This is a genomic window from Pseudoalteromonas sp. Z9A6 (assembly GCF_011378805.1).
GTDB lineage: Bacteria > Pseudomonadota > Gammaproteobacteria > Enterobacterales > Alteromonadaceae > Pseudoalteromonas > Pseudoalteromonas distincta.
In genome coordinates this window covers 1-1437 of sequence record NZ_WTKZ01000120.1, presented here as the reverse complement: position 1 = coordinate 1437, position 1437 = coordinate 1, and the positions used below count along the sequence as shown (strand labels likewise).

The following is a 1437-nucleotide window of genomic DNA, read 5'->3' as shown; positions in this document are numbered from 1 at the left end:
GCTAACACCATTCAGTTAAGCATGCTTTGACTTAATGGTGTACCGAGTTTTTGAAATTCGAACGGTCCTACTTTTGGGCCGTTTTCTTTTTTCTGGAAGAATATAACGTTTCACTCGTTCTCGCATTGCCCTTAATTTCTTTGGAATTGAACCTGGCGAAGCGATGGCACACCAGAGTATTTCATCCTGTATATCCCGCAAAGCCATGACAAAACTAATTCTCAGCGGGGAGACTTTAGCCTCTTTGGCTATTCGACTTATCTCTACTCGAATTAAATTGTAGGCTAGCAATATACCCCATAGCTCTTGATTGACTCCATCCACAGTCTGACTACGCAAAAGAATACTATCCTCAAGCATCTGGTGTTTTATTTCTCCATAGCTATTTTCAATTTCCCAGCGCTCGAAATAGACATCAAGAATGGCCTGTGCACCAAAAGCCTGTTTATCATCCAAAGAGCACAGCAGACCTTTTATTTTTCCAGGCCCCATTGGCTCAGGATAAAGAACCAGTCTGGCCTGCCAGCACTCAGGAAGCGAAGGGTCTTGTTTTCTGGCATGCGCAGATACACTCATTTCTACTTTGAAGTCATGCTCAGAGTAAGATTCAATGACGGTGTATTGCGTGTTGCTTTTAATCGGGACCATCCAGTGCGACTGTGGGTGTTGCTTACGCCAATTAATCAGTACCTCAGCGCTGAGATAACATCGGTCAAAAATAGTTAGACTGTTATCACTTACATGACTAAATAACTGCTTTGCGTAGTTCACCTCACCTTGATAACTGGGCCCGAAGGCAACGTGGTGTATCAACCGGCTACGCAAGGAGCTTAAGGCGCATAGGCGTACAATAGGATATTCTGTATGACGGTTTTTACTGTGCTTAATATAGTGAAAGTGCTCAGCAAGAGCAGGTGTATCGGGTGCACGAAATTGCGTTCCATCGACAGAAAATAACCGGAGTCCATACCACGTATCATCAGCATCTTCTTCTTGTGTCCAATGGGCCGCACATAGGTGAAATAAGGCTTGGAGGGGGTCGCTACTCAGGCGCTGTCTCGCTTGAGGAATAGCACTTGGAGCAACCGTATCGCCCAGGGTATCAGTGAGTGTTAAATCTAACTTCTCAACAACGTCACTAATAGAGCGGTCGCGAAAAAGACCCATTGCAATGATAAGCCAGACGACAAGCTCAGCAGGTAACTTACGTTTGCGAATACTTGCTTTATCGGTCTGCTCGAGCACATTAGAAATCCACTCAAGAGGGATATGTTTCTGAAATGTAGATAAAGAGTCAGGAGTGGCGAATATATCTGTATCAAGTAACCAATGACTAAGCATAAAAATACCCTCATAATCAAAAGATGATAAGGGTATTGTGAAGCAACCAAAAGATCGGTCAACCGATCAAAAATACCTTAACTGATCGGTGTTAGC

The 1437-nt window shown here is 43.8% G+C and carries 1 protein-coding gene; it reads right to left on the bottom strand.

Going from position 1 to position 1437, the window contains the following annotated elements; all coding sequences use genetic code 11:
- Positions 1–15: 15 nt before the first annotated feature.
- Entirely contained in the window at positions 16–1341 is a 1326-nt protein-coding gene (locus tag GQR53_RS20440; RefSeq protein WP_165745051.1) for an IS4 family transposase, read from the bottom strand.
- Positions 1342–1437: the final 96 nt, after the last annotated feature.

Bases quoted from the DNA above. Each gene is read 5' to 3' on its own strand.
- GQR53_RS20440 (WP_165745051.1), bottom strand. From the start codon at position 1,341: ATGCTTAGTCATTGGTTACTTGATACAGATATATTCGCCACTCCTGAC.